The sequence below is a fragment of the Streptomyces sp. NBC_01261 genome (assembly GCF_036226385.1).
Lineage (GTDB): Bacteria > Actinomycetota > Actinomycetes > Streptomycetales > Streptomycetaceae > Streptomyces.
The window spans coordinates 4,130,603-4,156,475 of sequence record NZ_CP108463.1; the positions used below are offsets into that span (position 1 = coordinate 4,130,603).

At 70.5% G+C, this 25,873-nt stretch carries 24 protein-coding genes; 15 read left to right on the forward strand and 9 right to left on the reverse strand.

Going from position 1 to position 25,873, the window contains the following annotated elements; genetic code table 11:
- Window positions 1-1,587: 1,587 nt before the first annotated feature.
- Window positions 1,588-2,391, reverse strand: coding sequence for a nuclease-related domain-containing protein (locus tag OG226_RS17740; protein WP_329349436.1), 804 nt, complete (start codon window positions 2,389-2,391; stop codon window positions 1,588-1,590).
- A gap of 96 nt (window positions 2,392-2,487) precedes the next feature.
- On the opposite strand from OG226_RS17740, the gene OG226_RS17745 reads away from it, so the two are divergent.
- The 11 genes from OG226_RS17745 (at window position 2,488) to OG226_RS17795 (ending at window position 12,665) form a co-directional block, all read left to right on the forward strand.
- Window positions 2,488-2,994 carry a protein-tyrosine phosphatase family protein gene (locus OG226_RS17745; protein ID WP_329349437.1) on the forward strand — a complete coding sequence of 169 codons (507 nt, stop codon included), beginning with the start codon at window positions 2,488-2,490 and terminating at the stop codon, window positions 2,992-2,994.
- A gap of 124 nt (window positions 2,995-3,118) precedes the next feature.
- The gene (locus tag OG226_RS17750) at window positions 3,119-3,883 is read left to right on the forward strand and encodes a hypothetical protein (protein ID WP_328679073.1); all 765 of its coding nucleotides are present in this window, start codon (window positions 3,119-3,121) and stop codon (window positions 3,881-3,883) included.
- Window positions 3,880-5,127 (forward strand): HAMP domain-containing sensor histidine kinase, encoded by a 1,248-nt coding sequence (locus OG226_RS17755; RefSeq protein WP_329349438.1) that lies wholly within the window; start codon window positions 3,880-3,882, stop codon window positions 5,125-5,127. Before OG226_RS17750 ends, OG226_RS17755 begins: the two co-directional genes overlap by 4 nt.
- 221 nt (window positions 5,128-5,348) lie before the next feature.
- Entirely contained in the window at window positions 5,349-5,816 is a 468-nt protein-coding gene (locus OG226_RS17760) for an SH3 domain-containing protein (RefSeq protein WP_329349439.1), read from the forward strand.
- A gap of 61 nt (window positions 5,817-5,877) precedes the next feature.
- Window positions 5,878-7,236, forward strand: coding sequence for an FtsW/RodA/SpoVE family cell cycle protein (locus tag OG226_RS17765; RefSeq protein ID WP_328679080.1), 1,359 nt, complete (start codon window positions 5,878-5,880; stop codon window positions 7,234-7,236).
- 8 nt (window positions 7,237-7,244) lie between these two features.
- Window positions 7,245-8,702, forward strand: a complete 1,458-nt coding sequence (locus OG226_RS17770) for a penicillin-binding transpeptidase domain-containing protein (protein ID WP_329353426.1) — start codon at window positions 7,245-7,247, stop codon at window positions 8,700-8,702.
- A gap of 44 nt (window positions 8,703-8,746) precedes the next feature.
- Window positions 8,747-9,274: a DUF3291 domain-containing protein gene (locus OG226_RS17775; RefSeq protein ID WP_329349440.1), complete on the forward strand. Its 528-nt coding sequence runs from the start codon at window positions 8,747-8,749 to the stop codon at window positions 9,272-9,274.
- A 111-nt stretch (window positions 9,275-9,385) separates the two neighbouring features.
- Window positions 9,386-10,324 (forward strand): AurF N-oxygenase family protein, encoded by a 939-nt coding sequence (locus OG226_RS17780; protein ID WP_329349441.1) that lies wholly within the window; start codon window positions 9,386-9,388, stop codon window positions 10,322-10,324.
- Between the two features lie 148 nt (window positions 10,325-10,472).
- On the forward strand, window positions 10,473-11,126 hold the full coding sequence (locus OG226_RS17785) for a TetR/AcrR family transcriptional regulator (protein WP_328679086.1): 654 nt from the start codon (window positions 10,473-10,475) through the stop codon (window positions 11,124-11,126).
- Window positions 11,119-11,439: a hypothetical protein gene (locus OG226_RS17790; protein WP_328679088.1), complete on the forward strand. Its 321-nt coding sequence runs from the start codon at window positions 11,119-11,121 to the stop codon at window positions 11,437-11,439. The genes OG226_RS17785 and OG226_RS17790 overlap by 8 nt, the downstream gene beginning before the upstream one ends.
- A 101-nt stretch (window positions 11,440-11,540) precedes the next feature.
- On the forward strand, window positions 11,541-12,665 hold the full coding sequence (locus tag OG226_RS17795; protein ID WP_329349442.1) for a C40 family peptidase: 1,125 nt from the start codon (window positions 11,541-11,543) through the stop codon (window positions 12,663-12,665).
- Here OG226_RS17795 and OG226_RS17800 read toward each other — a convergent pair.
- Genes OG226_RS17800 through OG226_RS17820 form a run of 5 tightly spaced genes read right to left on the reverse strand, consistent with a single transcriptional unit; the run spans window position 12,662 to window position 18,269 of the window.
- Window positions 12,662-13,909: a styrene monooxygenase/indole monooxygenase family protein gene (locus tag OG226_RS17800; RefSeq protein WP_329349443.1), complete on the reverse strand. Its 1,248-nt coding sequence runs from the start codon at window positions 13,907-13,909 to the stop codon at window positions 12,662-12,664. The two genes, OG226_RS17795 and OG226_RS17800, sit on opposite strands and share 4 nt — an antisense overlap.
- Window positions 13,910-13,959: 50 nt before the next feature.
- Window positions 13,960-14,622, reverse strand: a complete 663-nt coding sequence (locus tag OG226_RS17805; RefSeq protein WP_328679095.1) for a GTP-binding protein — start codon at window positions 14,620-14,622, stop codon at window positions 13,960-13,962.
- A complete protein-coding gene (locus tag OG226_RS17810) occupies window positions 14,603-15,013 on the reverse strand; it encodes a DUF742 domain-containing protein (protein WP_328679097.1) in 411 nt (136 codons plus the stop codon). The genes OG226_RS17805 and OG226_RS17810 overlap by 20 nt, the downstream gene beginning before the upstream one ends.
- Window positions 15,010-15,513 (reverse strand): roadblock/LC7 domain-containing protein, encoded by a 504-nt coding sequence (locus tag OG226_RS17815; RefSeq protein ID WP_328679099.1) that lies wholly within the window; start codon window positions 15,511-15,513, stop codon window positions 15,010-15,012. Before OG226_RS17815 ends, OG226_RS17810 begins: the two co-directional genes overlap by 4 nt.
- Window positions 15,510-18,269, reverse strand: coding sequence for a sensor histidine kinase (locus OG226_RS17820; protein ID WP_329349444.1), 2,760 nt, complete (start codon window positions 18,267-18,269; stop codon window positions 15,510-15,512). The genes OG226_RS17815 and OG226_RS17820 overlap by 4 nt, the downstream gene beginning before the upstream one ends.
- Window positions 18,270-18,622: 353 nt before the next feature.
- On the opposite strand from OG226_RS17820, the gene OG226_RS17825 reads away from it, so the two are divergent.
- Window positions 18,623-19,411, forward strand: a complete 789-nt coding sequence (locus OG226_RS17825; RefSeq protein ID WP_328679104.1) for a hypothetical protein — start codon at window positions 18,623-18,625, stop codon at window positions 19,409-19,411.
- Window positions 19,412-19,476: 65 nt separating this feature from the next.
- Here OG226_RS17825 and OG226_RS17830 read toward each other — a convergent pair whose 3' ends face one another.
- Together OG226_RS17830 and lon are read right to left on the reverse strand one after the other, a co-directional pair.
- Window positions 19,477-20,022, reverse strand: a complete 546-nt coding sequence (locus tag OG226_RS17830; RefSeq protein ID WP_443066895.1) for a MarR family winged helix-turn-helix transcriptional regulator — start codon at window positions 20,020-20,022, stop codon at window positions 19,477-19,479.
- Window positions 20,023-20,206: 184 nt separating this feature from the next.
- On the reverse strand, window positions 20,207-22,624 hold the full coding sequence (gene lon, locus OG226_RS17835) for an endopeptidase La (protein WP_328679106.1): 2,418 nt from the start codon (window positions 22,622-22,624) through the stop codon (window positions 20,207-20,209).
- Window positions 22,625-22,953: 329 nt separating this feature from the next.
- Between lon and OG226_RS17840 the strand changes: the two genes are divergently transcribed.
- The 3 genes from OG226_RS17840 (at window position 22,954) to OG226_RS17850 (ending at window position 24,799) form a co-directional block, all read left to right on the forward strand.
- A complete protein-coding gene (locus OG226_RS17840; RefSeq protein ID WP_329349445.1) occupies window positions 22,954-23,379 on the forward strand; it encodes a DUF4259 domain-containing protein in 426 nt (141 codons plus the stop codon).
- A 47-nt stretch (window positions 23,380-23,426) separates the two neighbouring features.
- On the forward strand, window positions 23,427-23,831 hold the full coding sequence (locus tag OG226_RS17845) for a hypothetical protein (protein ID WP_329349446.1): 405 nt from the start codon (window positions 23,427-23,429) through the stop codon (window positions 23,829-23,831).
- Between the two features lie 170 nt (window positions 23,832-24,001).
- Complete coding sequence (locus tag OG226_RS17850; protein ID WP_328686346.1) at window positions 24,002-24,799, forward strand: GNAT family N-acetyltransferase; 798 nt, start codon at window positions 24,002-24,004, stop codon at window positions 24,797-24,799.
- 22 nt (window positions 24,800-24,821) lie between these two features.
- Here OG226_RS17850 and OG226_RS17855 read toward each other — a convergent pair whose 3' ends face one another.
- Window positions 24,822-25,736 carry a rhomboid-like protein gene (locus OG226_RS17855; protein ID WP_328679111.1) on the reverse strand — a complete coding sequence of 305 codons (915 nt, stop codon included), beginning with the start codon at window positions 25,734-25,736 and terminating at the stop codon, window positions 24,822-24,824.
- Window positions 25,737-25,873 lie beyond the last annotated feature (137 nt).

A 25,873-nucleotide genomic window follows, 5' to 3' on the forward strand; every position in this document is an offset into this window, starting at 1 on the left:
TTGCGCGGCCGGCCTGCGCTGGGGGAACGCGCTCGCATCTCGCCAGCACGCCGGGCCGGCTCGGCGGCCAACGCCGGGTGGGGGGTGACGCGATAGCTGATGGGCGGCACGCCGTGTGGGCTTAGCGGCTGACACCGAGTGGGTGTGACGCGACGACTGATTGGCGGCACGCCGTGTGGGCTTAGCGGCTGACACCGAGTGGGGGTGGCGCGACGACTGATTAGCGGCACGCCGGGACGGCTCGGCGGCTGACACCGAGTGGGAAGCGGGCGCGTCAGACCGCAGACGGCACGCCGGACCGGCTCAGCGGCCAACGCCGAGTGGAGTGACGCGTCGACTCGTTGGCGGCACGCCGGGACGGTTTAGCGGCTGACACCCACCTGTGGGCGCGTCCCTGAGCGCGCGGCACCCCATCTCGCCTCAGCGGCCAACGCCGAGTGGGGGTGGCGCGTCGACGGGTTGGCGGCACGCCGGGACGGTTTAGCGGCTGACACCCAGCTGTGGGCGCGTCCCTGAGCGGGCGGCACGCCATCTCGGCTCAGCGGCCAACGCCGAGTGGGGGTGGCGCGTCGACGGGTTGGCGGCACGCCGCGTCGGCTCAGCGACTGACACCGAGTGGGAAGCGGGCGTGTCAGACCGCAGACGGCACGCCGCGTCGGCTCGGCAGCTGACACTGAATGGGGGCGTGTCAGACCGGAGATGGCGCGCCGGGGCGGCTCGGTGGCTGACTCCGAGTGGCGGGGGGGCGCGTTCGGGCGGTCCCGGGGTGCCGTCGGGTGGGCTGGCGGCTTGCGCCGGGAGCCGGGGGTGTGAGGGGGTCCGGGAAGCTGGGTGTTCTTCTAACCGGTCAAGTGACAGATAGGTGGTTAGTTTTGGTGACAGCTTCCTGACACCACCCACCCCATCCCACCCGCTCTACCTCGTTCCGCCAAGCCCAACTCCATCCCATCCCACCCCATCCCACCCCATCCCTCTCCGCCCCTCTCCACCCCATCCCTCTCCATCCCTCTCCACCCCACCCCACCCCTCTCCATCCCGCTCCACCCCACCCCACCCCTCTCCATCCCGCTCCGCCCTGCTCCGTCAGCGCACTCCACCCCACCCGGCGCTGGCCGCTGAACGCACCGGACGTATCGCCACTACTCGCCTTCGCCACACCCCACTCGGCGTTGGCCGCCGAGCCGACGCGGCGTGCCGCCAACCCGTCGACGCGTCACCACCCACCCAGTGTTGGCCGCTTAACCGACCCGGCGTGCTGGCGAGACGCGAGCGCGCCCCCGGCGCCGGGTGAGGGCACAGCTGGCCCGAGAGCCTACGTACCTGGGCAACCGTCTTTCGGGGCCGCCCGCTCGCTTCTGAAACGGGCTGGAGCGGCCCTAGTCAAGGGTGGCCCGCAGGGCCATCGCCGAAGGCGACGCGTAGCGCAGCGGAGCGCCCTTTACTCGGGCCGCGGAAGCCCGACACTGACCAAGAAGCGGGCGGCCCAACGTCCACTTGAAAACACAGGAGACAGACTCGCCCCCAAGAGGGTGCGGACAACTCCGCCGCACGAACCGATGGTGCGCACCCTCACCGGAGAAGCAAGCCTCAAACCCTCCCCCACGTATGCCGGTCCCTCGCCATCGCGTGCAGCGCCTCCACATCCGCCGACTTCAACACCCCACCCGTCCTTGCCAGTCCGGACAGTTCCGTGTCCTGGAGTACGCGGACCTCGCGCAGTGGAGTCGTGATCCTGACGTCCGCCGGACCGGACAGGGCGAGGACCGGGTGGACCTCGGCCGTCAGTGCGTACGACGCTCGGGCCGCGTCGGAGCGCGCTCGGCGGAGCAGGGGAAGGGGGTCTCGGCGGCCCAGGGTGATCATGGGGTCGGTGATCTGGACGCGTTGTTTGCGGGCGTAGAGCGTGTGGAGGGCGTAGAGACCGCCGGGGCCGATCAGCAGGTGGTGGAGGCGGTCGCCGCCGGGGAGAGGGATGGAGTGGAGGGCGTGCCAGCCTGCGCCGTCCAGGGCGTCCAGGGCTTCGCCCACCGCTTGTTCCGCGGTCAGGGCTCGGCGGCGGGGGTCGGCGCGCAGGCGGTGCGGGGGGCCCGGGTCGCGGTCGAGGGCCACGTGGAGGGCCTCGCCGGGGCGGTTGGGGGCCAGGTCGTCGTCGGGGTGAAGGGTCAGGCGGGCCAGTTCCGCGGGAGTCGGTACCGGGGGTGGGCCCACCGTGACCGGGCCGGTGAGGAAGGGGCCGAGGGCGTGCAGGACGTCCTCTCTGCGGTCCTCGCTCAGCAGGTTGATCCTGGCCGCCTCCCTGTCGTACCAGGCGACGTTCCTTCCGTCGGTGTGACAGACGTACAGCCGTTCCTGACCGTGGCGCCAGGTCGGTATCACGCGCAGTCCGCTCATGCACCATCACCCCTCGACCATGGGAACAGGCGGGGTGCTCAAGGGGCAAGAACCCGGATACCTTTGGGTCAGTCGCTGGGGCTTGGGGAGGCGCCGTTGCGGACGCGCAGGAAGCAACCCGACGTACCCGCTCCGGACAGTTCATGGAGCGAGATCACGCCCGGTCTGTGGATGGGTGGGCACGAGTTCCGGGGGCGGTCGGGGCAGCTGGAGTTCGCGGTGGTGCGGGACGAGTTCGATCTCGTACAGACGCTGCTACGGCTGCCCGGACACGGACCCGACACGGGCGTCGAGCACCATATATGGCCGATTCCCGACGGGCCGCTCGACGGGACGCAGCTGGCCGGCGTGATGCGGCTGGCCGTCGCCGCCTGCGACGCGCTGGACGAGGGGCGGAAGGTGCTCGTCCGCTGCTACTCCGGTTACAACAGGTCGGGCCTGGTCGTCGCCCACGCGCTGGTCCGCCGCGGGTACTCCACGGAGGAGGCGATACGGCTGATCCGGTCCCGCCGGTCCCCGTGGGCGCTGCACAACGAACTGTTCGTCGCGTATCTGCGGACCGGACTGTCCACGGCCCGGCTGCTGGAGGAGCTGGCCGAGTAGCCGGGTAGCCGGGTAGCCGCGTAGCCGAGTAATCGTTCCCTCAACCCGTCCGCACATATGAACAAAAAGGACTTCCCTACGAATAGGGTGTACGGGTCCCACACCCGCGCCCCGCAGGAGAGCAGTGCCACCCAGTCGCCCCGCGCGTGCCACCCGTGCCGCCCGTACCACCGCCGCCGTCGCCCTGCTGCTCGCGACCGCGGTGGCCTGCGGTGACACCGGCGCGCTGCGGGCCGCGGGCGCGACCCCGACGGCGACCAGCCCCGCCAAGCTCTGGCCGAATCTGTCGCCCGCCGCCTCCCCCGCCTACGACTTCGACGAGGCGGACACGGAGACCGTGAAGGGCGTCACCGTCCCCGGCGACGACATCCGCGAGGTGGACCCGATCGCCGTCGTACGCGCCGAGATCGCCGCGAACCCGAGTGACTACGACGGGTCCAAGGCGCCGTATCGGGGGATCGCCGAGCGGATCGGCGACTGCGCGAAAGGTGGGGACCGTAGCGCTTGTCCCGTTCTCAAGCCCTACTACCGCGACCTCACCGGCGACGGACGCGACGACCTGACGCTCGGGTTCCGGCTGCTGCCGACCAGGATGACCGCCGTGCGGGTCTACACCGTCGAGAAACACCGGCTCGTGCAGGTCATGGCCAACGACGACGCGGTGAGCGGGGTCGAACTGGCCGGACATTCGGTGATCATCCGCTCGCCTTCGGAGCTCGCGGGGTACGAGTACCGCGTGCAGTGGACCTGGGACGCGGACCAGAAGGCGATGCTGCTGACCCACGACGAGTTCCTGCGCACGGGCGGCCGCAAGCACGGAGTCCGCCGCGCGACCCCCGCGCCACCCGGTTCCCCCGCCTCTTCCACGTCCCCCTCGGCGACCCCGTGACGAGGCTCGCGCTGCCCCGGTGGGCCGGGACCCTCGCCTTCAAGGCGGCCGTGTTCATCACCGTGATGTGCTGCGCGCTGGCCGCCCTGCTCGGCGTACTCGTGCATGTCTCGGTGACCGACCGGACCGTGGGCCAGGCCCGCGACCTCGCGCTGTCGCGGCTGAAGGAGGCGACGAGCCAGTACGAGGCCGGGGACTCCCTCGTGCACGGCGCCGGCGTCGATCCGGAGGAAATGCCCCTGCAGCTAAGGGAGTTGGCGACGGCCGGGGAGCGCGGCACGATGGTCGGCAAACGCCGGGGGCACCCGACGATGTGGGCGGCGGGACCGGCTTCCGGCGACCGCGTGCTGGCCGTCGCGGTCGACTACTCGCAGGGTGCCGACACCATCGCCGGACTCGACCAGGCGATCGTCTGGTCCTCGGCGCTGGCGATCGGGGCGACGCTGCTGGTCGGCGCGTTCGCCGTGACCCGGGTGACCCGGCGGCTGCACGGGACCGCGCAGGTCGCCCGGCGGATCAGCGCCGGTGACCTGGACGCGCGGGTCGACGATCCGCGTACGAAGGACGCGACCCTGCCTCAGGACGAGGTGGCCGCGGTGGCCGCCGCGCTCGACACGATGGCGTCCTCGTTGCAGGGGAGGTTGCTGACCGAGCAGCGGTTCACGGCGGATGTGGCGCACGAGTTGCGGACGCCGCTGACCGGGCTGCACGCCGCGGCCGAGTTGTTGCCTCCGGGGCGGCCGACCGAGCTGGTGCGGGACCGGGTCGCCGCGTTGCGCACGCTCACGGAGGACCTGCTGGAGATCTCCCGGCTCGACACGCGGCGGGAGAAGGTGGAGTTGGACGCCGAGCGGTTGGGGGCGGTGGCCGAGCGGGTGGTGCGGGCGTCGGGGGCGGACGCGGAGGTCGTCGTCGTGCGGGACGAGTGGGTGGAGACGGATCGGCGGCGGCTGGAACGGGTGCTGGGGAATCTCGTCGCCAACGCGCATCGGCATGGGCGGGGGCCCGTTGTCGTGACCGTCGACGGGGCGGTGGTGGCTGTGCGGGATCACGGGGACGGGTATCCGGAGTACCTCGTCGAGCATGGGCCGCAGCGGTTCCGGACGGAGGGCGGGGCTACGGGGCATGGGCTTGGGTTGACCATCGCGTTGGGGCAGGCCGAGGTTCTGGGGGCGCGGCTGGAGTTCGCGAATGTGGACGCCGGGGATGGTGGCGGGGCGCTGGCGACGTTGACGCTCGGATAAGTGGAGAGCTCGGGGCTGCGGGTAGTTCGTCGACTGCGGGCCCGTGGGGGCTGGTCGCGCGGTTCCCCGCGCCCCTTTGGGGCGCGCCCGTGCGGGCGGCGCTCGTACGGGCCGCCGCCCCGATGAACCGTGCTCGTGTGGACCAGTGTGGCGAGCGCCCCCCGTCCGCCCCTCCTAATGTGGCGATAAGTCAGGTTCGTCCCACCCCTGGAGGTTCCCCCATGTCCCTCAGCCTCTCCCTCCGCCGGATCGGCATAGCGGTTGCCGCCGGTGCGCTCGTCACCGCCGCTGCCGTCGCGCCCGCCGTGGCCGACGACGAGTGGGGCGACGAAGACCCGGGCGTCAGCCGTCAGGACGACGGCGGGTGGAACCAGCAGGGCGACGAGGACTTCGGCGGTCGCGGCGACCACGACCACCAGGGCGACCACGGCGACCACGGCGACCACGACAACCCGCGCCTCTACCGCGGTGTCGTCACGGCCGGCCAACTCGCCCTGCGCTCCCGCCCGGACCGCGGCAGCAGGATCATCCGGTACGCCTATCGCGGCGAGCACGTCTCGATCTTCTGCAAGACCGGCGGCTCGAACGTCCAGGGCAACCCGCTCTGGTACCTGCTCACGGACGGCACCTGGGCCTGGGGCTCGGCGCGCTACATCGACAACATCGGCCCCGCCCCCCGCTGGTGCTGACGGACGAGACACACGCACCACCCAAGGCACACAACCCGCCCCATTTGGGTAAGTTCCGGACATGACCAACGCCGGAACCACCGTCACAGCGGACCTTCCCACACCCGCTGTACGCCTCCCCCGGCGCCGTGGCATCGAACTCACCCTCATCGTCGTAGCCGTACTCCTCTCCGTGTACGGCTACTGCGCTGTCGGTCTGGCCAAGAACGGCACGGTCCCGCCCGGCGCCGCCGGCTACGGCGCCGGGCTCGGCGTGCTCGCCCTGCTCGCGCACATCGCGGTACGGCTGCGGGCCCCGTACGCCGACCCGCTCCTCCTCCCCATCGGGGTCCTCCTCAACGGCCTCGGGCTCGTCCTCATCTACCGGCTCGACCTGGAGACCCCCGGCGACCGCGCGGCGCCCACCCAACTCGTGTGGTCCACCCTGGGCGTGACCCTCTTCATCGTCGTAGTCGTGGCCCTGCGCGACCACCGCGTCCTCCAGCGCTATGCCTACGTCTGCGTGGCCGCCGCCCTCGCCCTCCTCACCCTCCCGGTCCTCTTCCCGGCCGTGAACGGGGCCCGGATCTGGATCCGGATCGGCGGATTCTCCATCCAGCCGGGCGAGTTCGCGAAGGTGCTCCTCGCCGTCTTCTTCGCCGCGTACCTCGCGGCCAACCGCAACGCGCTCGCCTACGCGGGTCGCCGCGTCTGGCGCCTCCAGCTCCCCACCGGCCGCGTACTGGGCCCGATCGTCGCGATCTGGCTGCTGAGCGTGGGCGTCCTGATCCTGGAACGCGACCTCGGCACCTCGCTCCTCTTCTTCGGCCTGTTCGTGACCCTCCTCTACGTCGCCACCGGCCGCACCGGCTGGATCGCGGTCGGCCTGCTGCTGGCGGCCCTCGGCGCGGTCGCGGTCGGCCGGCTCGAACCGCACGTCCACAGCCGCGTCCAGGACTGGCTGCACCCCTTCGCGTCCATCGACGCGGGCCACGGCCCCAACCAACTCGCCCAGTCCCTCTTCGCGTTCGCGGCCGGCGGCATGCTCGGCACGGGCCTCGGACTCGGCCACTCCATCCTGATCGGCTTCGCCGCCAAGTCGGACTTCATCCTGGCCACCGCCGGCGAAGAACTCGGCCTGGCCGGCCTCTCCGCGATCTTCATCCTCTACGGCCTTCTCGTGGAGCGCGGTTACCGGGCGGGCCTGGCCCTGCGCGACCCCTTCGGCCGGCTGCTCGCGGTCGGGCTCGCCTCGATCGTCGCGCTCCAGGTGTTCGTGATCGCGGGCGGCGTGACGGGCCTGATCCCGCTGACCGGCATGGCGATGCCGTTCCTCGCCCAGGGCGGCTCCTCGGTCGTCACCAACTGGGCGATCGTGGCCCTGCTGATCCGGCTGAGCGACTCGTCCCGCAGCCAGTACGCCATCGAGGTGGCCGCGTGACCGACTCCATGACCCGCCACATCCGCCTCGCCGCGGCCTTCTGCACCCTGCTCCTGCTCGCCCTGCTGGTGAACGCCACCCGCATCCAGATCTTCCAGTCCCGCTCCTACGACGACAACATCGCCAACCGCCGCCACACCATCGCCCGTTACCACCAGCCGCGCGGCGGCATCCTCGTCGGCGGCAAGCCGATCACCGGCTCCCGCGACTCCGGCGAGCAGCTCCGCTACGAACGGACGTACAGGAACGGCCCGTTGTACGCACCGGTCACCGGCTTCGCCTCGCAGGAGTACGGCACGACGTTCCTGGAGCACTCCGAGGACGACATCCTCGCGGGCACCGATTCGATGCTCTCGCCGTTCCCCCTGTGGAACGACCTGACCCGCGCCCGGAACCCCGGTGGCAACGTCGTCACCACCCTCAACCCGGCCGCACAGCAAGCGGCGTTCACCGGACTCGGCACGCGCACGGGAGCGGTGGCCGCGATCGAACCGTCGACCGGCCGCATCCTCGCGCTGGTCTCCACCCCGTCCTACGACCCCGGCGCCCTCTCGGGCAACAGTCGTTCCGCGAACCGGAGTTGGGCCCGCCTGAACGCCGACCCGAACAAGCCGATGCTCAACCGGGCGGTACGGCAGACCTATCCGCCCGGTTCGACGTTCAAGGTGGTCACGGCGGCGGCGGCGCTGGACGCGGGGGTGGTGACGGATCTGGACGCGGCGACCAGGTCCCCCGACCCGTACACGCTCCCCGGTACGTCGACGACCCTCACGAACGAGGGCGAAGGCTGCGTGGACGCGCCCCTGCGCTCCGCCTTCGAGTGGTCGTGCAACACGGTGTTCGCGAAGCTGGGGGTGGATGTCGGCGTGCGGAACATGAGCACCACGGCGGAGGCCTTCGGCTTCAACGACACCGACGCGCGGATCCCCTTCGCGGTCTCCCCCAGCACCTTCGACACGACGCTGGACAAGGCCCAGTTGGCGCTGTCGTCGATCGGCCAGTACAACACGCGGGCCACGCCGTTGCAGATGGCGATGGTCGCGGCGGCGGTCGCGAACGGCGGGCAGGTGCGGGAGCCGTACCTGGTCGAACGGACGACGCGGCGGGGCGGCGAGACGGTGTCGACGCCCGGCTCCCGCCCCGTCCGCCAGGCGATGCACCCGGCAACCGCCGTACAGATGAAGGAACTTATGGAGGACGTGGTCACCGAAGGCACCGGCACGAACGCGGCCATCCCCGGCGCGACCGTCGGCGGCAAGACCGGCACCGCCCAGCACGGCATCGGCAACTCCGGTACGCCGTACGCCTGGTTCGTGTCCTGGGCGCAGGGCGAGCGGGACATGGAGCCGAAGGTGGCGGTCGCGGTGGTGGTGGAGGACGCGTCGGCGGACCGGTCCGACATCAGCGGCGGCGGGGACGCGGCACCGATCGCGAAGGCGGTGATGGAGGCGGTGCTCGGTTCGTGAGACGGGGCCTACCGGGAAACAGCCACCCGACCTACCGTTCGGTCATGACCGAACCCTTGAACACACCCGCGTACGAACTCGCCCAGGTCAACATCGGGCGCCTCCAATTTCCCCTGGACTCGCCGGAGTTGAAGGACTTCGTGGACGCCCTCGACCCCGTGAACGCCGTCGCCGACACGGCCGAGGGTTTCGTGTGGCGCCTCCAGTCGGACACCGGCAACGCGACCGACGTCCCCGTCCTCGGCGACGACTGGCTGATCATCAACATGTCGGTGTGGCGCGACCCGGACGCCCTCACCGCGTTCATGTACCAGGGCCGGCACCGGGAGTTGCTGGCCCGTCGGCGTGAGTGGTTCGAGCGGGTGCGGGAGGCGATGACGGTCCTCTGGTGGGTCCCGGCGGGACACCGGCCCACGGTGGCCGAGGCGGAGGAACGGCTGCTGCATCTGCGGGCGCATGGTCCGACGCCGTACGCGTTCACGCTGCGGACGTCGTTCCCGGCGCAGGGGGCGGAGCCGGTGGAGTCGGTGACACCGGTGAACATCCCGGAGGGGCTGGGCTGTTCCGTCTAGTGGACCAACAAGTTCCGTCGAGGGGATTGACGAGCTTGCTGACAGGCAGTCTCATAAGACATCGGAGGATGTGACCCCGGGTAACACGCTGATCCGCGAGGTGGGAGAACCATGACGACCATGACCGAAGCCGACGCGGTCGACGGGCTGCGTGACGCGCTCGGGCTGCTCAGGGACCGGGAGCAGGTGGCCGAGCGGTTGCTCGCGTCGTCCGCCAAGCACTCCTTCGATCCCGACAAGGAGCTGGACTGGGACGCGCCCTTCGAGGACGGGAAGTGGTTCTGGCCGCCGGAGCTGGTGTCCCTGTACGGCACCCCGCTGTGGAAACGGATGGGCGAGGAGCAGCGCGTCCTGCTCTCCCAGCACGAGGCCGCGGCGCTCGCCTCGCTGGGTATCTGGTTCGAGTTGATCCTGATGCAGCTGCTCGTCCGACACATCTACGACAAGGCGGCGACGAGTGCGCATGTGCGCTACGCGCTGACCGAGATCGAGGACGAGTGCCGGCACTCGAAGATGTTCGCCCGGCTGATATCGCGGGGCGAGACCCCCTGGTATCCGGTGAGCCGGGCCCATCAGAACCTGGGGCGGTTGTTCAAGACCATCTCCACCACGCCTGGTTCGTTCACGGCCACGTTGCTCGGGGAGGAAGTCCTCGACTGGATGCAGCGGCTGACGTTCCCGGATGAGCGGGTGCAGACGCTGGTCCGGGGGGTCACGCGGATCCACGTCGTCGAGGAGGCACGCCATGTGCGGTACGCGCGGGAGGAGTTGAGGCGGCAGATGGTGACCGCGCCGCGGTGGTCGCAGGAGTTCACGCGGGTCACCTCCGGGGAGTTCGCGCGTATCTTCTCGATCGCCTTCGTCAATCCCGAGGTGTACACGAACGTGGGGCTCGATCGGCGGGAGGCGGTGGCTCAGGTGCGGGCGAGTGGGCATCGGCGGGAGGTCATGCAGAACGGGTCGAAGAAGCTGACGGACTTCCTCGACGACATCGGTGTGCTGCGGGGTGTGGGGCGGCGGCTGTGGAAGGCCTCGGGGCTGCTGGCCTGATTTCATGGTGCGGCCCGGTGGGGGCTGGTCGCGCAGTTCCCCGCGCCCCTGAAAGATGGGCCGTTGCAGCCAGCCTGCTTCTAAAGGGGCGCGGGGAACTGCGCGACCAGCCACGACGCGCCCGCAGCCGCACGACTACCCTGCCCCCATGCCCCCCGCCGCCTCCACCCCCGCCTACCGTCGCCTGAACGTCGAGGAGCGGCGCAGCCAGCTTCTCGACGCCGCCCTCAGCCTCTTCGCGCACCGCGCCCCAGAGGAGATCTCCCTGGACGACGTGGCGGAGGCGGCCGGGGTCTCGCGCCCCCTGGTGTACCGGTACTTCCCGGGCGGCAAGCAGCAGCTCTACGAAGCCGCCCTGCGCTCCGCCGCCGACGAACTCCAGCAGTGCTTCGACGAACCCCGCGAGGGCCCGCTCCTCCCCCGCCTCGCCCGCGCCCTGGACCGCTACCTCGGCTTCGTCGACCAGCACGACGCCGGTTTCAGCGCACTCCTCCAGGGCGGCAGCGTCGTGGAGACATCTCGCACTACGGCCATCGTGGACGGCGTCCGCAGGGCCGCCGCCACGCACATCCTCAGCCATCTCGGCGTAGCCGACCCCGGACCCCGCCTCCGCATGACCGTACGGATGTGGATCACCGCCGTGGAAGCCGCGTCGCTCATCTGGCTCGACGAGGACAAGCAGCCGCCGCTGGACGAGTTGCGGGACTGGCTGGTCGAGCAGTTCGGGGCGGTGCTGTCGGTGACGGCGCGGCGGGACCCGCAGACGGCCGCGCTGGTCCAGGGCCTCGCGGCGGATGGCTGACACTGGTGGCGTGAAGAGCGAAGAGACCCCGTTCGAGGGCGGCCCGATGGACGGTCGCTCCCTGCCCGTACTGCTCGGCCCCACCGGCACCCCGCCGAAGACCTACCGCATCCCGGTCCCCGACGACGCCGGCGGCCCGCCCACCGTCCTCGTGTACCGCCGCGTCCCCCGCGCCCACAGCAGACGGCTCGGTCTCCCCAAGGGCTGGAAGTACGCATACGACCCGGAGGGGAAGCGGAGCGGCGCACTCAAGTGGCCGTGGTCCAAGCCGGACGCCACGCCGGGCGGCAAGCCGGACGACACCCACGGGTGACGCGGTTACGCCGAACCGCACACCCGGCGCGCGGACCCGCCGCTCCCGGCTGATGCTCACGGTGCGGGGCGGAAGGCCCGCCGCGCACCGGAGGTGATGACGTGTCAGGAAGGCTTCTGCGTCTGGTCTGTACGGCAACGGTGGCGGCCGGCACCGTCCTCGCCCCGCTGCCCGCCGCGGCCGTACCCGAACCGCAGGCACCCGGACAGCGCCCCGTCGCCGAACTGCTGACGGATCTTCAGACCCTGTACCGCGATGCCGAACAGGCCACGGAGACGTACAACGCCACCGAGGAGAAGCTGAAGAAGCAGCGCACCGAGGTCGACCGCCTCGACTCCGAACTCTCCCGCGCCCGCCTCTCCCTCCACGACAGCCGAGGCGCCGCCGGCCGGCTGGCCCGCGAGCAGTACCAGAACAGCACCGCCATCTCCCCGTACGTACGACTGCTCCTCGCCCGCGATCCCCAGCACGCGCTCGACGAGGGTCATGTCATCGGCCAGTTGGCACGGGAACGCGCGGAGACAGTGGGCCGGCTGGTCGGCAGCGAGAAGAAGAGCGACGGCCTGGCCAGGAAGTCCCGCAAGGCCCTGGACACCCAACTCACCCTGGCCACCCGCCAGAAGAAGAACCAGGACGACGTCCGCAAGCGCCTGGCCGACGTCGAGAAACTCCTCACGTCCCTCACCCCCGACCAACTCACCGCACTGGCCGCCTTCGAGAAGACCGACATCGACAAGGCCCAGCGGAAACTGGTCACTTCAGGCGCCCTGGGCGACGACTCCCGCGAACCCTCACGCGAAGGCGACCGCGCCCTCCGCTACGCCGTCCAACAGATCGGCAAGCCCTACGAGTGGGGCGCGGAGGGCCCGAAGACGTACGACTGCTCGGGCCTGACGACCGAGGCCTGGGGCTACGCGGGGACGCCGATCCCGAGGACCAGCCAAGAGCAGTGGGCCGAGCTGCCAAGAATCCCGCTCAGCGAACTCCGCCCCGGCGACCTGGTCGTCTACTTCCCCGAGGCAACCCACGTGGCCCTGTACCTGGGCGCAGGCCAGGTGGTGCAAGCCCCCCGCACAGGCGAGAAGGTCCAGGTATCCCCTGTGGCGTCCTACCCAATCCTAGGAGCCGTACGTCCAGACTCCCCATCTGAAGGGGCGCGGGGAACCGCGCGCCCAGCCCCAACGAACGCGCAGCCGCCGACTCCCCCCAACCCCAACGGCGGCTAGGCCACCGAAGCCAGGTAAGCCGCTGTCTTCTCCGGCTCATAGAAGAAGTTCTCAAAGTCGGCGGGGTCATCAAACGCGTTGGCGAACCGATCCGCCACCGGCTGCAACTGCCCAGCCGCCCCGATGAGGTTGAGAATATGCTCCGGCGGCGGAGCCAACATCGCGTTGGTCCACTTGGTAACGTGCCGCGCAGTCGACCAGTACCGCTCGAACGTGGCCGTCATCCAGTCCCCGTCGAACTCCTTCTCCCCGTGCTCAAGAATCGACGCAAGATACGAAGCGGCGCACTTGGACGCGGAGTTGGACCCCTGCCCGGTGATCGGGTCGTTCGCGACGACGACGTCAGCGACACCCAACACCAGTCCACCGCCCGGCAGTTGGCCGACGGGGTTGCGGACGGTGGGCGCGTACCGCCCGGCCAACGTCCCACCCGCGTCCGTGAGTTCGACGCCCCGCGCCCGCTCGTACTCCCACGGCGTGAACCTCTCCATGAGTTCCAGGGTCAGGGAGAGGTGCTGAGCCGGGTCCTTGACGCCGTTGAAGACGTCCAACGGCCCGCCGGGTATGCCCTCCCAGAACAGGATGTCCGCACGGCCCGACGTGGTGAGCGTCGGCATCACGAACAACTCGCCGACCCCGGGCACCAGGTTGCAGCGCACCGCGTCGAACTCCGGGTGCTCCGGGCGCGGTCCGAGACCGTGGACGTAGGAGACGGCCAGGGCGCGCTGCGGCTCGGTGTACGGGGACCGCTCCGGGTCGCGGGCGAACATGGAGACCAGTTCGCCCTTGCCCGCCGAGACCAGGACGAGGTCGTACGTACGGGAGAAGTAGTCGAGGTCGCCAACGGCCGCGCCGTGGATGACCAGTTGGCCGCCGCGCTGGGCGAACGTCTCCATCCAGCCGGCCATCTTGACCCGCTGGTCGACCGACTGCGCGTACCCGTCGAGCTTGCCCACCCAGTCGATCGCGCGCTGTGTCGGCCCCGGGTCGTGCGAGCCGGGGGCGGCGACCGAGACGCCGAGTCCCTCGATCTTCGGGGCCTGGGACTCCCAGAAGTTCAGCTGGAGATCGCGCTCGTGCCCCAGTGCCGTGGTGAACATGCACTGCGTCGACATGACGCGTCCGGAGCGGATCTCGTCCGCCGTCCGGTTGGACATCAGGGTGACCTCGTACCCGTTCGACTGGAGTCCCAGGGCGAGTTGGAGCCCGGACTGGCCGGCTCCGACGACGAGTATCTTCCGCATACGGGTGCTGGCTCCTTGGTCGCGACTGCTCGGGGACTGCTGCTCGGGAACTACTCGGGGGTGACGTCCAGCGCGTGGGCGACGAGCGCGAGCAGGGTCTCGATGGCCGAAATCCGCCGTCGCGCATCCATGATCATGACAGGTACGTGCGCGGGGATCGTCAACGCCTCCCGCACGTCGTCGGGTTCGAACCGCTCGCTGCCGACGAAGTGGTTGACCGCGACGACGTACGGCAGCCCGCAGCTCTCGAAGTAGTCCAGCGCGGGGAAACAGTCCTTCAGGCGGCGGGTGTCGGCCAGCACGACCGCGCCTATCGCGCCGCGCACCAGGTCGTCCCACATGAACCAGAACCGCTGCTGTCCCGGCGTACCGAACAGGTAGAGCACCAGGTCGTCGTCGAGTGTGAGACGGCCGTAGTCCATGGCGACCGTGGTGGTCATCTTGTCCGGGGTGCCCGTGAGGTCGTCGGTCTCCTCGCTGGCCTCGGTCATCAGCGCCTCCGTCTGGAGGGGCTGGATCTCGGAGACGGCGCCGACCATGGTGGTCTTGCCGACGCCGAAGCCGCCGGCCACCACGATCTTCGTGGCGACGGGCGCGCGCGTACGGTCCTGCTGCCAGGGCCGCAACTGCTCCTCGTCGTCGAGGAGTTGCTTCTCGTCCTTGAGGAGCGGGGCGACGCCGTAGGCGGCGGCGTCAGAGACGACGGAGTCCACTCAGCACCTTTTCCAGCAGAGCGCGGTCAGGACGGCCCGTACCGTGAGCGGTTCCGGTTCCGTACACACGGATCTTTCCCTGGTCCGCGAGATCGCTCAGGAGCACGCGGACCACGCCGAGCGGCATCTTCAGCAGCGCGGCGATCTCGGCCACCGTGCGCATACGGCGGCAGAGTTCGACGATGGCCCGCATCTCCGGCATGACCCGGGTGTTGAGGGAACCGTTCGTCAACTCCTTGCGTTCCTCCGGGGCTTCGAGCGCCGCCACGAGGGTCTCCACGAGGAGGACATGGCCGAATCGGGTACGGCCGCCGGTGAGCGAGTAGGGGCGTACCCGGGCGGGTTTGCGGTCGCCGCCGCGCACCGGCAGCTTGTTGGGTGTACGGCTCATCGCGCACTCCCCGAGGTCGCGTCTTCGAGGGACTTCCGTAGCTCGCTGCGGAGTTCGGGCGTCAGCACGTGGCCGGCGCGGCCGACGAAGAGTGCCATGTGGTACGCCACGACGCTCATGTCGCAGTCCGCGGAGCCGTGCACGCCGAGCAGCGAACCGTCGCTGATCGACATCACGAAGAGGCTGCCGTCCTCCATCGCGACCATGGTGTGCTTCACCGGTCCCGAGTCCATCAGCTTCGCGGCGCCGACGGTGAGGCTGCCGATGCCGGAGACGATGGTGGCGAGGTCCGCGGCGGAGCCTCGCGGGCCGGTGCGCTTGGCTTCGAGAGCTTCCTTGGCCTCGGCGTTCCTCCCCGGATCGGAGGAGAGGAGCAGCAGGCCGTCGGAGGAGACGACCGCGACCGACTGGATGCCGGGCACCTCCTCGACGAGGTTGCTCAGCAGCCAGTGCAGGTTGCGGGCTTCACTGCTCAGTCCGAAGGTACTGGGCGCGGTCAACTGCTTGCCTCCTCGACGGTGCCCCCCGTGGGTTCTTCGGATCGTGCGGTTGCGCTGCGCGGGGCCGGGACCGGGTTCTGGCCGGTCTGTTCGGCGATCTCCGCTTCTACGTCGCGGTAGCCGGCGGAGGCTCCTGAGCGGAAGCCGCCCAGTCTGCGGCGCAGGGCGTCGGCGTCCACGGTGCCGGTTCGCTGGCGCGGGGCTTGGGCGGGTTGGGTGATCTTGGGGGTGCGTTTGGGGAGGCCCTTGTCCGTGACGGGGTCCTCGTCCAGGGTTCGTTCGTGTTCTACGGCTTCGGCTTCGCCGTCAGCCGTGAATTTGCTCCCACCCGCACCGCCCGTGCGGGCATCGTTGTCGGGTGCGGGTGGCCCCTGTGGGGCGAACTCATCGTCGGCGGCCGGGCGTTCGTCCGCCGACGGAGCCGCTCGGTCCTCCTGCGTCAGCGGCAGCAGGAGTTCCATCGTCATTTCCGCCGGGGATTCCGCGGGGGTTGCCGACGGGGTCTCCCGTACCGCCTGTTCCGCCAGCGCGACCAACGGGTCCGTGTGGTCCGAACGGCCGTGCAGGACGTTGGAGTTGGCCTCTGCGGTGGCGCCGGGGAGGGAGTAGGAGTGGGTGTCGCCGAGGGCCGGTGTGGCGGAGGACGGGACCGCCGAGGTGGGGGCCCCTGCCAGCAGGGGGCTCGGGATGACCACGACCGCCGCGATGCCGCCCTGCTTCTGGTCGCGGAGCTGCACGCGGACGCCGTGGCGGTGGGCCAGGCGGGCGACGACGTACAGGCCTAGGCCGAGGCCCTCCTCGCCCTCCTGGTCGTAGGGGGACTCCGGGTCGAACTCGGTGAGGCGGAGGTTGAGGCGGGCCATGCGGTCGTCGGTCATGCCGATGCCCTCGTCCTGGACGGAGAGCATGACCTCGCCGTTCTCCAGGAGCCAGCCGGAGATCTCTACGGGGGCGTCCGGCGGGGAGAACGAGCTCGCGTTCTCCATCAGTTCGGCCAGCAGGTGGCTGAGGTCGTCCGCGGCGAAGCCGGCCACGTGCGCGTGCGGGGGGAGCGCCGAGATGCGGACGCGTTCGTAGCGCTCGATCTCGCTGACCGCCGCGCGGACCACGTCGACCAACGGGACGGGTCCGGCGTGCTGTTGGACGTGTTCGGTGCCGGCGAGGACGAGGAGGTTCTCGCTGTGGCGGCGCATGACCGTGGCGAAGTGGTCGAGCTTGAAGAGGGTGGCGAGGCGCTCGGGGTCCTGCTCGCGCTCCTCCAGGCCCTCGATGACGGCGAGTTGGCGCTCGACGAGGCCCAGGGTGCGCAGCGCGAGGTTGACGAAGGTGCCGCCGATGCTGGTGCGCAGACGATCCAACTGGGTGGCGGAGCCGGTGACTTCGGCGCGGAGTTCCTCGCGGGCGTCGGCCATCTTCTGGCGCTGGCCGACGAGGTGCTTGCGGTCGGCCTCCAGGGTGGCGATGCGCTCGTGGAGGGCGGCGGCGTGCGCGTGCAGGGCGTTGACCGAGCGGACGACCTGGGCGAACTCGTCGTTGCGGCCGGTGAACTTGATGGGCTCCTCGGCGCCCGGGTCCTCCGCCTCGGCCAGCCGCGTCGAGCCGCGGCGCAGGACGGAGAGCGGGCGGGTGAGGGTGCGGGCCATCGCGGTGGCGATGCCCACGGCGAGCAGCATGAGGGCGCCGAGGATCGCGACGCGGAGTTCCAGCGCCTTGACGTCGTCGTCGCGGAGCTGGGCGAGGTCCTTGCCGCGGTCCACGTAGAGCGCGGACTCCTCGCCGCGCATCAGGTCGACGCGGGCGGAGAGCGCCGCGTCGAGCTTTTTCGTGCTGGTGTCCAACTGGTCGTCGGACAGCGTCGGTTGGGCGGTGAGGGAGGTGAGGTACTTCTCGGCGGAGTTGACCTCGGACCCGGTGACCGTGGAGTCGTAGCCCGCGACGGCGTCCTTCGTCGCACCGTCGCGGAAGTCGGCCAGGGCGGCGTCGGAGCGCAGCCGGGCCTGCTGGGCGGCGGCGCTGAGGGCGTCGCGCTCCTTCGTCTGGGCCTTCGTGGAGGTGGTCTGGGTGACCGGGAGGCCCGTGATGGCGCTGGTGACCGTCTCGGTGGTCGACGGCACGTTCAGGGCGGCCAGGAGCAGTCCCCGCGTGGCGGCGGCCTGCTGGACGGCGGCGTCGAGTTCGGCGAGGGCGTAGGCGCCGGAACCGGCCCGCGGCGGCATCTTCTCCGCCAACTGCTCGGCCAGCCGGTGCAGTTCGGTGATGGCACCGGAGTACGCGGCATGCGTCTCCAGCGCGCTGCTCTTCCCGGTGAGCGCGGCCCGTCGTACGGCGGCGACGTCGTCGAGGTCCGAGCGGAGCGCGGCGGAGATGTCGGTGTCGGCGCGGAGTTCGTCGACCTGGCGGTCGACGCGGGCGCTGTGGTCCTCGTCGGGCGCCTGGGACTTGGGGCGTCCGGCGGCGATGTAGGAGGTGACCGCGTCCCGCTCGTCGGCGAGGGAGTGGGCCAGCGACAGCGCGTCCTGGGTCTGCCCGGCGAGGGTCACCAGGTTCTGGGAGTCGCTCAGTTGGCCCGAGGCGGTGATGAGGGAGGGGACACCTGCCGCGGCGATGGCGGCGGCCACGACAGCCACGGCGATGATGAGCCGGTTGCGTACGTGGGTACGGCGCCCGCTGCCCGCGGGGTCGGGCACGGCGGCACCGGTGGCGCCCCCCTGAGGGGCCGTCTGCTTGCCTGTGCGCCGCGGCCGCTTCTTCTGCACCGGTGCTCGCATTCCTGACTCGTGATACCCATGGGCCCGGGTGACGCTCCGTCATCCCGGTACGGCGACCCTCCCAGTGCCGGTAGGCAGTGACCGCGCATCGTCCGGCCCGCCACCCGAAGGAGTGAACCCCGGACGGGAGTTGGCGGGCAAGTTCCGGCGGCCCGCCCAAAGCCCTCGCGGCGCGTGCCGGTTGGACGTGAGCGGCGGGCTTTGGCAGGATTCGCCGCCACGCATTTCCGGAGTGATCCATTACAGCCCAAACCAGGCGCCTGACCTGCACGACTGCGCCCATTCGACCATGAGTGCCAACCTTTTACGGAGCCTGTGAAGAGGTCGTGCAGACTGGCCGTATGCGTACGGAACTTGTGTCGGAACCGGGCGACCCGGACCGCCCCGACGAGGACTTCGCGAGCGTCGGCCTTCCGGCCTCGGGACAGGGCGGTTCGCTGATCGTCCTGGACGGTGTGACACCGCCCGGAGGCGAGACGGGCTGTCTGCATTCCGTCCCCTGGTACACCGCGCGCCTGGGCGGCGCGCTGACCGAACTGACCGTTTCCTACCGGGATCTGACCCTGTCGGAGATTCTCTCCCGGGCGATCCTCCGAACAGCTGAGGCCCACGCCACCACCTGTGACCTTTCTCACCCACGCACCCCGCAGGCAACGGTGGTGCTGGCCCGCTGGTCCCCCCACGAGGTCGAATACCTGGTCCTCTCGGACTCCGCCCTGCTGGTCGAATCCCCGGCCGGCGAGGTGACCGCGGTACTGGACGACCGCCTCTCCCGCCTGCCGCGCAGCGCCCTCGCGACGGACGCCATGATCGACACCACGCTCCGTAACAAGGAGGGCGGCTTCTTCACGGCCGCCGCCGATCCCTCGGTCGCGGCAAGGGCGGTCACGGGATCACTCCCCCGCACCGACGTCCGTGCCCTCACCGCCCTCACGGACGGGGCGACGCGGTGGGTGGAGAAGTTCGGCCAGGGCGACTGGGCGGACTGCTTCGCCCTCGTACGGAAGGAAGGGGCACCGGAGTTGGTGACCCGGGTGCGGGCGCTGGAGCGGGCCGACGCGGAGGAGCGGACGTATCTGCGCCGGAGCAAGACACACGACGACGCGACGGTCGTGTACGTCGAGCTGTGACCGGCCGCTACGCCGGCGTCACGGCTCCCCTGCACGTCGAACCGTGAACTGCCCCTACAACGGCGTCACTTCTCCATGACTCCGTTCAACTGGTGGATCAGGCGGGCCAGTTCGGCGACCTCGCGGCGGTCCCAGTGGGAGAGCTGGCTGACGTAGCGCGCCCGCCGGGCCTCGCGGACGTGGGCGACCCGGCGGCGGCCCTCGTCGGTGAGGTCGACCAGCCAGGCGCGGCCGTCCGCCGGGTCGGGCTCGCGGGCGATCAGCCCCAGGTCCTCCAGGGCGCGCAGCTGGCGGGACATCGTGGCCTTGCCGACGCCGATGTAGGCGGCCAGCTCCGTGGCGCGCTGCCGGCCGTACTCGTCCAGCCGGACCAGCAGGCCGTACGCGGCGGACTCCAGGTCGGGGTGGACCTCACGGGCCATCTCGCCCTGGTTGGCCCGGGCCCGGCGGAAGAGGAACGTCAACTCGCGCTCCAGGGACAGGTATTCGTGGTCGACGGCGAGCCCGTCGGGGCCCATGGACAGCACGTCGCCGTCTCCGGAGAGGCCGCCGCCGTCCACGGGAAGCCCGCCGCCGTTCCTGTCCTCGCCCTTGTGCACGTCAGCACCCATTGGTCCGCTTTCCCGATCGTGAAAGTTTCCGCCAAACACCGTCATCGCCGCAGCTCCGCCAGTATTTCGCAGGCCTGGGCCAACGGCGTCGCCCGGACCCCCTTCCCAGGACACGGACGTGCGACAAAGGCCCGGGCCCCCTCGCGAAAGGGGCCCCGGGCCTTCACCTACCGGTGGACGTCCGTCACGCCGCCACCGGAACCTCCGACGTCGCGCCGTTCGTGGCCGGCGCCAGCGCCAGCTCCAGGACCTGGCGGACGTCCGTCACCGCGTGGACGTCGAGCTTGTCCAGGACCTCGGCCGGAACGTCGTCCAGGTCGGGCTCGTTGCGCTTCGGGATGATGACGGTGGTGACCCCGGCCTGGTGCGCGGCGAGCAGCTTCTGCTTCACGCCGCCGATCGGGAGGACCCGACCGGTCAGGGAGACCTCACCCGTCATCGCCACGTCCGTGCGGACCAGGCGACCGCTGAGCAGCGACGCCAGGGCCGTCGTCATCGTGACACCCGCGCTCGGGCCGTCCTTCGGCACCGAACCCGCCGGGAAGTGGATGTGCACGCCCCGGTCCTTCAGGTCGCCCACCGGCAGCTCCAGTTCGGCGCCGTGCGAGCGGAGGAAGGACAGGGCGATCTGCGCGCTCTCCTTCATCACGTCACCGAGCTGACCGGTCAGGGTCAGGCCCGCCGCGCCCGTCTCCGGGTCGGCCAGCGACGCCTCGACGTAGAGGACGTCACCGCCCGCGCCGGTGACCGCGAGGCCGGTGGCGACACCGGGTACGGCCGTACGGCGCTCGGCCGGGTCCTGGGCGGACTCGGGCACGTGGTGCGGCCGTCCGAGCAGACCGCGCAGGTCGGCGTCGGTCACCGTGAACGGCAGCTCGCGCCGGCCCAGTTCGTGCTGGGCCGCGATCTTGCGCAGCAGCCTGGCGACGGACCGCTCCAGGGTGCGGACGCCCGCTTCACGGGTGTACTCGCCGGCGAGCTTGCGCAGCGCGCTCTCGTCGATGACGACCTCGTCGTCCTTGAGCCCCGCCCGCTCCAGCTGGCGCGGGAGCAGGTGGTCACGGGCGATGACGACCTTCTCGTCCTCGGTGTAACCGTCCAGCCGTACCAGTTCCATACGGTCGAGCAGCGCCTCCGGGATGGCTTCGAGCACGTTGGCCGTCGCCAGGAACACCACGTCGCTCAGGTCGAGTTCGACCTCCAGGTAGTGGTCGCGGAAGGTGTGGTTCTGCGCGGGGTCGAGCACTTCGAGGAGTGCCGCCGCCGGGTCGCCCCGGTAGTCGGACCCCACCTTGTCGATCTCGTCCAGCAGGACCACCGGGTTCATGGACCCGGCCTCCTTGATGGCCCGGACGATACGACCGGGGAGGGCACCCACGTACGTACGCCGGTGTCCACGGATCTCGGCCTCGTCCCGGACCCCGCCCAGCGCGACCCGGACGAACTTCCGCCCCATCGCGTGCGCGACGGACTCTCCGAGCGAGGTCTTGCCGACACCGGGCGGCCCCACGAGGGCGAGCACGGCACCACCGCGTCGGCCCCCGACAACACCCAGCCCCCGCGCCGCGCGCCGCTTGCGCACGGCCAGGTACTCGGTGATGCGCTCCTTCACGTCGTTCAGACCGGCATGCTCGGCGTCGAGGATCGCCTTGGCGCCCTGGATGTCGTACTCGTCCTGGGTCCTTTCGTTCCAAGGCAGTTCAAGAACGGTGTCCAGCCAGGTGCGGATCCACGACCCCTCGGGCGACTGGTCGGAGGACCGCTCCAGCTTCTCGACCTCCTTGAGCGCGGCCTCGCGGACCTTCTCGGGAAGATCGGCGGCCTCGACGCGGGCCCGGTAGTCGTCGGACTCCTCGCCGTCGCTCGTGTCCCCGTTCAGTTCGCGCAGTTCCTTGCGGACGGCATCGAGCTGGCGCCGCAGCAGGAACTCACGCTGCTGCTTGTCGACGCCTTCCTGCACGTCCTTGGCGATGGTCTCGGCAACGTCCTGCTCGGCGAGGTGGTCGCGCAGGTGCTGGGTGGCGAGCTTCAGCCGGGCCACCGGGTCGGTGGTCTCCAGCAGCTCGATCTTCTGGTCAGTGGTGAGGAAGGGCGAGTAACCGGAGTTGTCGGCAAGCGTGGACACGTCGTCAATGGCCTGCACGCGGTCGACGACCTGCCAGGCCCCGCGCTTGCGCAGCCAGGCGGTGGCCAGCGCCTTGTATTCCTTCACCAGCTCGGAAACGGAGCCGGGCAGGGGTTCGGGCAAACTCTCGTCGAGAGCGGTGCCCTCGACCCAGAGCGCGGCACCAGGACCGGTGGTCCCGGCCCCGATCTTCACGCGGCTACGGCCGCGGATCAGCGCACCCGGGTCACCGTCGGCCAGCCGGCCGACCTGCTCGATGGTGCCGAGCACGCCGGTGCTCGCGTAGGTCCCGTCGATGCGTGGCACCAGCAGGACCTTGGGCTTTCCGGGCTCGGACCCCGCGGCGGCCTGCGCGGCCTCCACGGCGGCGCGTACATCGGTGTCGTTCAGGTCCAGCGGAACCACCATTCCGGGCAGCACGACCTCGTCGTCGAGCGGCAGCACGGGCAGGGTGAGCGGTGTGGACGTCGAAGCCATGATCTCCCCTTAGGCAGTCAAGTTGAGCTATGCCGACTCAATGCTTGGGAGTCTTCGATTGTTCCCCACCCGGTGTTCGCCGTGAGCGATCAGCCGCAGTGCGCCGGGTTCTGTGCAGGTCAACACGGAAAGGAGGCAGGGGCTTCCCGGGGAGCGGGGTGCGTTCGCAGGGTGCGCTGACGGGGCGGCCGGGGCTCGGTACCCCATCTCGACGGCAGGCATCGGCGGTCGGCATCGGCAGTCGGCCTCGGCAGTCGATGTCAGTGGCGCCTGCCACGATCCCCTGACGCGACGCCAGCACGATCTCGATCACGACTCAGGAGAGACGCATGGGCACCTGGGACACCGGCCCCTTCGACAACGACACCGCTGCGGACTGGTGCGGCGACCTCGACGACGCCTCTCCGGACGCGCGTCAGGGCTTGGTGCGGGACACGCTCGCCCGGGCGGCCGACACCGTCGATCTCCTCGACGCGCGCGTCGGCGACGAAGCCGTCGCGGGAGCGGCCCTGGTCGCCGCACAATGCCCTGGCGGCGAGCCCGCCCACCCCGTCTACGGACCGGACGAGCCGCTCCCCGACCTCACCGGTCTGCGCGCCCTCGCCCTCCAGGCCCTCGACCGCGTCCTGACCGAGCCGTCCGAACTCCTGGAGCTCTGGGAGGGACCGGACGGCGGCCCCTGGCGGGCGACCGTCAGCCGACTCCGCGGCACTCTCGCGCCCCAGCCGCCAGGAGAACAGCTCAGCCTCATCTGAACCCCCGCCGACAGCGCAACCACCCGTTCCCCATCCGGAAGGTCCACATGAGCTGGGACGTTCTTCTCCTCAACCTGCCCGACGACATCACCTCGGCGCAGGACATACCCGACGACTACACCCCGCGCCCACTCGGCCCACTGCACGAGGTCCTCGCGACCGTGAGCAGGGCCGAGCCCTCAGCCGACCTCTCGGATCCCACCTGGGGCGACCTCACCGGACCCACCTGGTCCATCGAACTCAACATCGGCTCGGACGATCCCGTGGACTCGATCATGCTCCACGTCCGCGGCTCCGGCGACGACGTGCTCCCCTCCGTCTTCCGCCTCGCGGGCGCCTTCGGCTGCAAGGTCCTGGACTGTTCCTCAGGAGACCTGATCACTCCGGGAGGACCCTCGGGCTGGCACGCGTTCCAGGAGTTTCGCGACGGCATCGCCGACACCTCACGCTGACTCCGGGTCGGGGGACAACAACTGCGTCGAACTCGCGGCATCGGACACATCAAGACGACCACCGCCCGCCGATAACCAGTTGCCCCGGCTCGCACACCTCCCCGTACCGTCGCCCCGTGACAGAACCGGAAACCGAGACCCAGACCCTCCTCTCCGCCTACGACAACCAGATGCGCGGCACCCCACCCGTCCCGCCCGCCGGAGTGACGTACGAGAAGGACGGGCCGCTGCTACGGATCGTCGGGCAGTTCCGGGGGTTCGTGAGCGGGCCGCGTGACCTGGGGGTGCAGGGGCGGGAGCTGGACGAACTGATCGTGCGGCAGCGGGACTTCTTCGCGGCGCGCGGGGAGAGCGTGGAGTGGAAGACCCGCTCCCACGACGTGCCCGCCGACCTCACCGACCGGCTGCGCGCGGCGGGGTTCGTGCCCGAGGAACCGGAGACCGTGCTGATCGGGCCGGCCGAGGAGATGGCCGTAGGAGAGCCCGTGCTGCCGGACGGGGTCACGATCCGCCGGGTCACCGCCGTGGCGGACCTGCGGCGGATCGGCGCCCTGCAGTCGGCCGTCTGGGACATGGACCTGAACTGGCTGGCCACCGACCTGCTCGGCCGGATCGCCGCCGCTCCGGACGAGATGGCCGTCTACGCCGTGGAGGCGGAGGGCGAGATGGTCTCCGCGGCCTGGCTCGCCTTCCGGCCGGGGACGGAGTTCGCCAACATGCTGGGCGGCTCGACCCGCGCCGAGTGGCGCGGCAAGGGCATCTACCGCGCCCTCGTGGCCACCCGAGCCGCTCTCGCCGTCGCCCGCGGAGTGCCGTATCTGCAGGTGGACGCCTCGGACGACAGCGCGCCGATCCTGCGCCGACTGGGGTTCCGGGCGATCACCACGACCACGCCGTACGTGTGGTCACCGGAGCAACCTCCCCGGAAGAGCGCCACCTTGGAGTCCCGGGACCGGAGAAGTAGCTGAACGCGGCCAGGCAGCCAGGGAGTTAGACCCCCGCAACCTCAACCCGGGCCGCCCCAGCCACCCCTGCGGCTCGATTCGCCTGCGCCGCCCGCGCCCACCGCCGTGTCAACGGCCACGTCGCGACACCTATCGTCAGCGAGATCAGGTGGCCCCAGTTCGTCATGGGGTCGGTGAACGCGATCAGGTCCGTGACCAGTGACCAGCCGAACAGGGTGATCAGCGGGAGGCCGAGCCACGGTCGGAGGAGGCCGGCCAGCGCTCCTATGCTCGTCGCCACGCCGAAGCTGATGCCGTAGTCGAGGCGGTGGAGGGAGCTGTCGGGGAGGTGGCCCACCAACACCGCGAATCCCACGGTGCCTTCGGTCGCCAGCGTGGCCACTATGTGCCCGAAGAGGAAGACACCGGCCGCCCGTACCCCGCCGATCCGGCGTTCCAGCGCGGTCAGTACGAGCAGGAACAGGAACGCGTACGGCGACACCATCCCGCCCACGATCCACAGCGCGCTGGCGACCAGCACGAGGAACGGGTCGCGGAGGAGGTGGGTGACGTCGGTGCTGGACGCCTGGTGGAGTTGGTTCACGAAGGTCGGATCGGCGTACTGCGCCACCAGTGACGTCACGACGAGCAGCAACCCGTAACAGAAGGTGAACGGCGTCCCGGTGGGCGTGGGCAGCAGCCGCCAGGGGTGGAGGCCGCGGAGTGCGAGCAGGACGCGCGATTCTCCGGGGACGGCGGGGGTGGACGCCGAGACGGACACCGCCGCCAGGGCCAACGCCTGCCCCTGGCCCTGAACCTGAACCGGGAAGGCCAACTCCCCGGCCGTTTCCAGCACTTCCCGCTGTCTCGGCATCGCGTCCAACAACCCGGACTCATCGGCCAAGGGCCCGCCCTGAGGCGTGGCGGAGGCCTGGGTGTCGGCCGTCGCGATCCGTTCCACGGTGAGGCGCTCCTTCCGGTTCACACCCCACCCTTCGCCGTCCCACCTGCCCCTGTCTATGACCGACGCCACGCGAGGGCCGATTCACAGCAACCTGAAAGCCTTCCCGCGCGTCCGCAGGTACCTTGCACCCGGAC